Below are 7,981 nucleotides of genomic sequence, written 5' to 3'. Positions count from 1 at the left end.
CGAACTCGGAAGCTAAGCTCCTCAGCGGCAATGGTACTGCTCTAATAAGAGTGGGAGAGTAGCTCGACGCAGCCTAAAAATATAAAAACCCTCTGATGAGAATTCGTCAGAGGGTTTTTTGTTATTTTGTTCTTAAGAATCAGCTTGCTAGAAGAGCTAGCTAGATCCTAAAATTCACAGTTTATCGCTGTCCATCCAATGGTGGTCGCTGATTTTCATCTTCAATTTTTGGAGACTCTTGCTCTGCAGTTTCTTCAGACATTGCAGCTTCTACGGGGCCACGGTCGATGTCTGCCTGAGCTGCCATTTGCACTTCATCCGAGCTTTCAAAAACACCAGCGATATTATCATTAAGTTGACCAAGCTCGGTTAGGGTTAAAAACATAGCTGCAACACCGAGCAGCGCTGCTATGGCGCTAATGGCCATAACTTTTAACCTGGATCGGCCAGTTTGTTTGATAAACTTCGCTTCAAACTTCGTGAAACCTGACAATGGTTTCTGGTCAAGTTTTTCTGATTTCATGGTCCCCCCTCGCTTTTCAATCGTGCCTTATCAATATCGGTAGTCTTTTAGAAAAAATTGAAGATATTTTATGGAAAGCTAGATACCGCATTATTAATGGGTGCTTAGGAGGTAAGGTTGACCCCCGTTAACAAGCAATTCTAGGCAAAAAGTGCACGGTCCTTGGCAGCGTTATCGGCAGAGGAGACAATGAAATAGCTCCCAAAACATTTAGCCGAGATGCTTATGAATTACGGAATCGCATTGCTGAGTCTTGTCGTTCCTCAGCTCTTATGGGCTGGGTTGCTCTTTCATAAGAGCAGCAATCGACTACTTTCTAGCAGCATGGACGTGCCCAAGAGCCTGGTGCCAATAGTTCAGTTTTGGGAGGATATTTTTACAAAATATGAAGCCAACCAGTGTGTTTATCATGATGCGAAGCATCCTCAAGTGGTTTTCTTGGTGAGTCGTGTCCCTCTGAACGACAAACGAATGATGAAAAGGCAGATTAAAAAGCAGAAGGATCAGATCCGAAGAGATTTGAGACATCTCGCTAGCGGCAAGAAGCCACATACATGGCTACAAAAAAGAATCGTATCTGCAGTACCAAGATCTTTAGCCAAGGGGTTGTATTATCGAAAAGCCCAGTCTCGGGTTCGCTGCCAACGAGGAGTGGCAACTGACTTTCGCCAAAGCCTGTCTCGCTCGGAACTATATCTTCCCATGATCAAAAGACGGTTTGCGTCACTAGGTCTTCCAAACGATCTAGCCTATTTGCCTCATTTGGAGAGTGGCTTTAACCCAAAAGCCCACTCTAAAGTAGGGGCACGTGGCCTATGGCAATTGATGCCGGGCACTGCCAGGCAGTTCATCAAGGTGAGCCGGCGGAGGGATGATCGATTGAATCCGTATCTATCAACTTCTGTAGCAGCGAGAATTCTAAAAGATAACTACAGAAAGACTCAATCTTGGCCTTTAGCAATCACAGCTTATAATTATGGGATTAACGGGGTTGTACGGGCCATCAAAAAGTACAATTCTAGTGATTATATGTTGATAAGGCAACGCCATCGGACCCGGATCTTTGGCTTCGCAGCTAAAAACTTTTATCCTAGCTTTCTAGCTGTTCGAAATGCTGCAAAACGGTATGAGCAGAGGAAGAGGGACAGCAAACGCCTTCAAAAGGCGATTGCGAGAGGGAGAAGAGCAAAGGGGCGAGAACTTAAGCAGTAGCCCTTACTCATCGATTTTAAGGATCGCTAGGAACGCCTTCTGTGGGATTTCGACGTTACCAATTTGTTTCATTCGCTTTTTACCCTCTTTCTGCTTTTCCAAGAGCTTTCGCTTCCGTGATATATCACCACCGTAACACTTGGCTGTAACATCTTTTCGCATCGCAGAGATGGATTCACGGGCAATGATTTTGCCACCAATTGCTGCCTGAAGGGCGATCTGGAACATTTGTCTTGGCAAGATTTCTTTTAGCTTCTTACATAAAGAGCGGCCACGGAATGGAGCCTGGACTCGGTGGCAGATCAAAGCCAGCGCATCAACTTTATCGCCATTGACGAGAGTATCTACTTTGACTAGATCCCCTTGTCGGTAGTCTATAACCTCATAATCCATCGATGCATATCCACGGGATATACTCTTTAACTTGTCATGAAAGTCGAAAATCATTTCGTTCATGGGGAGTTCGTAGGATATCTTCACCCGGTTACTGGTCGTGTATTCCATATCCTTTTGAATCCCGCGTTTTTCCTGCAGAATCTTCAAGATACCACCAATAAATTCTTCGGGGGTATGGATCGTAATCGCCACATAGGGTTCTTCGATATATTCGATCGTAGTTGGGTCAGGGAGTTTTGATGGATTCTCAATTTTATGCTCAGTCCCATCTTTCAGGCCAACACGATATACGACGGTTGGGGCGGTAAAGATCAGTTCAAGGCCGTATTCTCGCTCTAATCTCTCTTGGATGATATCCATGTGTAGGAGGCCTAGGAAACCTACCCGAAAGCCTAGACCCAGCGCCTGAGAGGACTCTGGCTCAGTCGTGAGAGATGCATCATTGAGTTGAAGCTTCTCAAGGCTGTCTTTGAGGTTTTGATACTCACTAGCATCAATAGGAAAGATCCCGCCGAAGACCATCTGTTTAGCCTTCTGAAAGCCACCAAGCGGAGCCTTAGCAGGGTTTTTAGGGTCGGTAATGGTATCGCCAACCCGAGTCTCAGAAACGGATTTAATGGACCCAGAAACGATCCCCACCATACCGCTGCTTAACTGTTTAGTTTCAAGGGGTTTCGGGGTCAGCTGACACACCTGTAAAACCTCAAAGTTCTTGCCTGTCGACATCATCTGCATGCGCTGATTTTTTCGAATAGTACCAGCCATAACTCGGATCAGAGAGACAGCCCCTAAGTAGGAATCAAACCAGCTATCAAAAATCAATGCCTGAAGAGGCTTATCGTTGTCGTCGGCGGGAGCAGGAATACGGGCCACGATGGCCTCTAGAATATCTTCAATGCCAATTCCGGTTTTGGCGCTACACGGAACAGCGTCAGAAGCATCGATCCCTAGCTCATCTTCGATCTGTAACATCACCCGTTCTGGATCGGCACTGGGGAGGTCGACTTTGTTAATCACGGGAATGATTTCCAAGTCGTTTTCCACTGCAAGGTAAACGTTAGCAACAGTCTGGGCCTCGACACCCTGCGCTGCGTCAACAACGAGAAGCGCGCCCTCACAGGCAGCAAGGCTTCGCGAAACTTCATAGCTAAAGTCTACGTGACCTGGTGTGTCAATTAGGTTTAGTAGGTAGATATTGCCGTCTTTAGCCTTGTACTGCATCGAAGCAGTCTGGGCCTTAATAGTGATGCCGCGCTCACGCTCAATATCCATATTGTCGAGAACCTGGGCAGACATCTCGCGATCTGTGAGGGAGCCTGTCATTTCTATAAGACGATCAGCAAGTGTTGATTTGCCGTGGTCGATATGTGCAATAATACAGAAATTTCTGATTAATTTTACATCTTGCATACGCGGTCGATTCCTGTGAGCTTCCTGGGCGGACTAAAACCCAGTCATTACGTTCCGATAAAAATTGTGGTCATGATAAACCAGGAGAGACAAAATGGCTATGATCAAATCCCACCAACGGTGTCCCGGCCCCCGACCGTTCGTCGCGGGGATTCTCATATCTATAATAGGGTCTGCCTGTGTCACAACTGAAAAAACAACAAAGTCGCCCGAGGCCGACAGCTCCGCAATCGAGGTACACGCTGAGCCTCCGAGGAATATACCAGATGCACCTGAAGACTCAAGGGGCTCGGTGGCCGTATCTCAGGGCAGCTCTCAACCAGCTCCAGGGGGTGAAGCACTGGCTAAGTTTGAGGGATACTATATTCTCGAAAAAGGTGAAACCACTGCGTTTAAACATCCCTTACCCAATTACATTCCATTCTTTCAAGTGACGATGCTCGAAGATAAAGTCTTAGATCGCTACCTCCGCTATCGTGGTTGGGACTTTAACAAAGATGGGTTCATCGACATGCTTGAGGAACTTGGTCCAAGCGGGAAAACGCAAAGTCGAAAGTTTGACTTCAATTTCGATGGTAAAATCGATCGCCAAAAATAGAGTCACTTGCCTCTGAAGCCTTGTACCAAGAGAGTTTCATGGTTATAGTAAAAGCCTAGACACATGGAAGAGGTGGTCATGAGAATCCTCAGCAAAGTGATCGTGCCTTTATCGCTCTCACTGATGGTGTGTGAGTTATCAGCCATTGCAAGCCCTCGTCATTTAGCACTGATGGGCGTGATTTCGTCGCCCCAAGGCCAATCCATTGCAGTTATAAAGAATACTGAAAATGGTCAGTCTCTGTTTGTGAAGGAGGGCGACTGGCTGCCTGGTTTACCCGGTGTGAAGCTTGATCAGATTTTGCGGCACCAAGTCTATCTCCTCATCAACGGTGCTCGTCAACCGTTAGAACATCTAGGATCTTTGCGAAGCAATGAGCGGCTCGATTCTTCAAGCCCGGATTTGAAAGGTCTTCCGGAATATGAGGAGACCCCTGACACGATGGTGATTCAAAGCACTCCCTGGACGGAGGCCGAGATTGAGGGGGTCGAGTGGAACCCTCCACATATGACCATCCCAGATCTTATTCATCCGCAGCGTTAACAGCTAGTGAATAGCCGCTAGAGGCGCTCGACCTGCCCCTTGATACGGTACTCACGAGCCAAGAAACTAGCTTGCTTTAGGGCTTGCTCTCGTGAGTTATAAATGCCGCTCCTGACTCGGTATACCACATGACCCCGTTGATTGAGCGGGGTATAGAACGCTTCAACACCTTCCATACTGAGCTTCTTTACCAGCCTCTGTGCCTCTTTTTCATTCTGACTGCTACTAAGCTCCACGGTATATTGAGGTGTCGCGGGGAGAGCCGCAGGTAAGTCACTGTCGGGAGTGGTTCCAATCTCGAAATAAAATAAGGGCTCATGAACCTGTGGCGGTGGTGCTAGACTGAGGGTCCCGTGGGATGTAGCTTCATCGATGAAATAACTCATCGAGAAAAAGAACGACGCACCCAAGGTGCTAAGCAGCACAAAAGACAGCAGCAATCGCTGTACGATGGTTGGCATAATGAGGCTCCTATAAGGCTGTCTCATTCATCATATCACAAGGGTGAACACACTCTAGGAGATAAGCTTGAACAGAGAGCAGAGTATTTGGCTAAAAGGGGTGTCGACCAATAATCTAAAGGATATCGACGCATTTTTTCCATTGGGTGCTTATACTGTGGTCACAGGGAAGAGTGGATCGGGTAAAAGCTCTTTGGTGTTCGATACCTTATACGGAGAAGCCTATCGACGTTATGTGGAAAGCCTCTCCAGCTTTGCGCGGCAGTATCTTAAGACCCTGCCAAAGCCCAAGGTGCTAGATGTGGGCAATATCCCTGCCGCGATTGCAGTGAAACAGTCCAAGGCGGGGCAAAACAATCGATCGACTGTCGGAACCATGACAGAACTAGATGATCTAGTGCGTATCATTCTAACTCAAGCCGCGGAAATTCATTGTTGCGGCACCATCGTCAAAAAGGAAACAGGCAAATCCGTTACCGAGCAGCTCTACCAGTCACATGAAGGTGCTAAGATTCTAGTGATGGCTTCGATGAGTCATTGGGCGAAACTTAAGGCTGCCGAGCTTAAGGCGCAGCTTGCAGGGCAAGGGTTCACAAGGGCCTTGGTAGACGGAGGGGTCGTTCGCATCGAAGATACTCCAGCTAAGGCGCTAAAAACGGGATACGTTGTCATTGACCGACTCTCCCTTAATGAGAAGAACTTCCATCGTTGTTTAGAGAGTGCGAGTTTAGGTCTGAGGCTGGGGCGTGGTGAGGTGGTCATTCACATAGGGGAAGGTGAGCTAAAAACTTTTTCCAGTCATTTACAATGTGAAACCTGTGGAACGAGCTACTTTGAGCCTTCACTGTCGCTTTTTAATTTCAATAATCCCCTGGGAGCCTGCGAATCTTGTCAAGGGTTCGGAAGGGTGCCGGTTCTGGACCATCATAAGATTATCCCTAATGAGAGTGAGTCCCTTGATACGGAAGGCGTATCAGCCTGGAACTTTGGGCAGCATAAGTCTTACTACCGAATCGCCACGCAGAGTGCCAAAGCCCGCGGGCTCAATCCTAAAACACAATTCTGTGAATATAGTGAAGAAGACTGGGAATGGCTTTACAATGGTGATGAACGAGGTTCATTTAAGGGAATTCAAGGCTACTTTGCTTGGCTGGATAGCAAAAAGTATAAGGCCCATTATCGTATCCACAGTGCTCGATTTCATACCTACGATACTTGCGATGAGTGCGATGGAACCAGGTTCAAACCTATTGTCAGTCATTATTTAGTAAACGGTCAATCCATCATCGATCTATCCCGAATGACGCTTAATGATTTGCAGCAATGGTTTTCCGAGTTTAGGAGTTTGGACGGTGACCAGGATGCCACGGCTCAGCTTTCCATGGGGCTTCAGGAGGCACTTGCTGAAGCCCAAATGCGGCTTGCCTACCTCAATAAAATCGGTGTTCATTATCTGCATCTAGCCAGATCTTCCAAAAGCCTATCTGGAGGAGAAGTGCAGAGAATCAATATGGCGCGGTCTTTGGGAAGCCACCTCACTGATACTCTTTTTTGTCTTGATGAACCAAGCTCTGGCTTGCACCCCAGAGACAGCCAAAACCTTTTAGAGGTGATTAAGAGCCTTCGCGATCAAGGCAATACAGTTGTTGTTGTAGAGCATGAAAAAGGAGTTATCGATGGAGCGGACCATCTGATCGAAGTGGGGCCTGAGGCTGGCCATCGGGGGGGAGAGCTGATTTACCAAGGCTCGCCGAAGAGCCTTCCCTCAGCTACGGAAATCGACTGGGAATATATGGGTGGGGATACTCCACACACCTTTCTTAGCCTATCGGGAGCGGCAATTCATAATTTGAAGGATGTCGCAGCTCGGATTCCTGTTAAGGCCCTGACCGCAGTGTGTGGTGTGAGTGGGAGCGGAAAAACATCGTTGATCCGCCATACTCTTTACCCGCTTCTATGTCGGATTATCGGCAAAGAGGTGGAGCTGGATCGCGAGCTGAAGGGGGCTAAGGTTAAGCCTGAGCGCCTCGTGAGAGATTTTTCTGATGTGCATCTGATGAGTCAAGAACCGATAGGGCGGTCCACGCGCTCGAATATTGCTACCTACTTAGGAATTCTAACGGAGGTTCGGAAGCTTTTCTCTGAGACTCCTCTAGCGAAAGCTCAAAATTTAAAACCTGGCTACTTCTCGTTCAATGTGCCGGGAGGGCGTTGTGAAGAGTGTAAGGGTTTGGGGACGGTGGAAGAGGATCTCTCCTTTTTGGGGGCGATGAATGTAACCTGTCCATCCTGCCGGGGCTTGCGTTTTCAAGAATCGGTATTAGATATAAAGTACCGCGACAAGTCCTTGTTAGACGTTCTAGCGATGACGGTGGCCGAGGCGAGAGTGTTTTTTTTCGACATCCCGAAATTAACGCGTATTTTCGACATGACATCAGCGGTTGGAATGGACTATGTTACTTTAGGTCAGCATACTAGCTCTTTTTCTGGGGGAGAGGCGCAACGCTTAAAAATACTCAGCTTTCTGATCGAAAATAAAGATCAGAAGCCGAGAATATTTATTTTCGATGAGCCTACAACAGGCTTGAGCGATCGAGATGTCCAGATGCTTCTCCAGCAATTCCGCATATTGGTCGGCAAAGGTCATACTGTCGTTGTTGTCGAACATCATTTAGGTGTTATAAAGTCTGCGGATTGGGTTTTGGAGCTTGGGCCGGAAGCCGCATCTGAAGGAGGTCAAATTGTTTTCGAAGGAACTCCGAAGGATTTGCAGCAAGAATCAACCATTACGAGTGGCTACCTAAATTAAGCTCATTAGAAACGTTGGGGCGCTCACAG

7 protein-coding genes are annotated in these 7,981 nt (G+C 47.5%); 4 read left to right on the top strand and 3 right to left on the bottom strand.

Translation table 11 applies throughout. The annotated features are described in order from the left end of the window. Positions 1 to 181 precede the first annotated feature (181 nt). Entirely contained in the window at positions 182 to 523 is a 342-nt protein-coding gene (locus B9N89_RS28735; RefSeq protein ID WP_132325421.1) for a hypothetical protein, read from the bottom strand. Positions 524 to 748: 225 nt separating this feature from the next. On the opposite strand from B9N89_RS28735, the gene B9N89_RS28730 reads away from it, so the two are divergent. Continuing rightward, positions 749 to 1,735, top strand: a complete 987-nt coding sequence (locus B9N89_RS28730; protein WP_159455716.1) for a lytic transglycosylase domain-containing protein — start codon at positions 749 to 751, stop codon at positions 1,733 to 1,735. A gap of 3 nt (positions 1,736 to 1,738) precedes the next feature. Here B9N89_RS28730 and lepA read toward each other — a convergent pair whose 3' ends face one another. Then, positions 1,739 to 3,541, bottom strand: a complete 1,803-nt coding sequence (gene lepA / locus B9N89_RS28725) for a translation elongation factor 4 (protein ID WP_132325427.1) — start codon at positions 3,539 to 3,541, stop codon at positions 1,739 to 1,741. 94 nt (positions 3,542 to 3,635) lie between these two features. On the opposite strand from lepA, the gene B9N89_RS28720 reads away from it, so the two are divergent. After that, positions 3,636 to 4,139 (top strand): hypothetical protein, encoded by a 504-nt coding sequence (locus B9N89_RS28720; protein ID WP_132325430.1) that lies wholly within the window; start codon positions 3,636 to 3,638, stop codon positions 4,137 to 4,139. Positions 4,140 to 4,217: 78 nt separating this feature from the next. Then, a complete protein-coding gene (locus tag B9N89_RS28715) occupies positions 4,218 to 4,682 on the top strand; it encodes a hypothetical protein (protein ID WP_132325433.1) in 465 nt (154 codons plus the stop codon). A gap of 17 nt (positions 4,683 to 4,699) precedes the next feature. Here the strand turns inward: B9N89_RS28715 and B9N89_RS28710 are convergent, their stop codons facing one another. After that, positions 4,700 to 5,143, bottom strand: a complete 444-nt coding sequence (locus B9N89_RS28710) for an SPOR domain-containing protein (protein WP_159455715.1) — start codon at positions 5,141 to 5,143, stop codon at positions 4,700 to 4,702. A gap of 67 nt (positions 5,144 to 5,210) precedes the next feature. Between B9N89_RS28710 and uvrA the strand changes: the two genes are divergently transcribed. Beyond that, positions 5,211 to 7,952, top strand: coding sequence for an excinuclease ABC subunit UvrA (gene uvrA, locus B9N89_RS28705; protein WP_159455714.1), 2,742 nt, complete (start codon positions 5,211 to 5,213; stop codon positions 7,950 to 7,952). The last annotated feature ends 29 nt before the right edge of the window (positions 7,953 to 7,981 follow it).

This window comes from Pseudobacteriovorax antillogorgiicola, assembly GCF_900177345.1.
GTDB lineage: Bacteria > Bdellovibrionota_B > Oligoflexia > Oligoflexales > Oligoflexaceae > Pseudobacteriovorax > Pseudobacteriovorax antillogorgiicola.
The sequence above is the reverse complement of the archived record's forward strand: the minus strand, read 5'-3'. Positions and strand labels throughout refer to the sequence as shown.

Excerpts from the sequence above, each read along its gene's own strand:
- B9N89_RS28720 (WP_132325430.1), top strand. The coding sequence starts at position 3,636 with ATGGCTATGATCAAATCCCACCAACGGTGTCCCGGCCCCCGACCGTTC.
- B9N89_RS28710 (WP_159455715.1), bottom strand. The coding sequence starts at position 5,143 with ATGCCAACCATCGTACAGCGATTGCTGCTGTCTTTTGTGCTGCTTAGC.
- lepA (WP_132325427.1), bottom strand. The coding sequence starts at position 3,541 with ATGCAAGATGTAAAATTAATCAGAAATTTCTGTATTATTGCACATATC.
- B9N89_RS28715 (WP_132325433.1), top strand. The coding sequence starts at position 4,218 with ATGAGAATCCTCAGCAAAGTGATCGTGCCTTTATCGCTCTCACTGATG.
- B9N89_RS28730 (WP_159455716.1), top strand. The coding sequence starts at position 749 with ATGAATTACGGAATCGCATTGCTGAGTCTTGTCGTTCCTCAGCTCTTA.
- B9N89_RS28735 (WP_132325421.1), bottom strand. The coding sequence starts at position 523 with ATGAAATCAGAAAAACTTGACCAGAAACCATTGTCAGGTTTCACGAAG.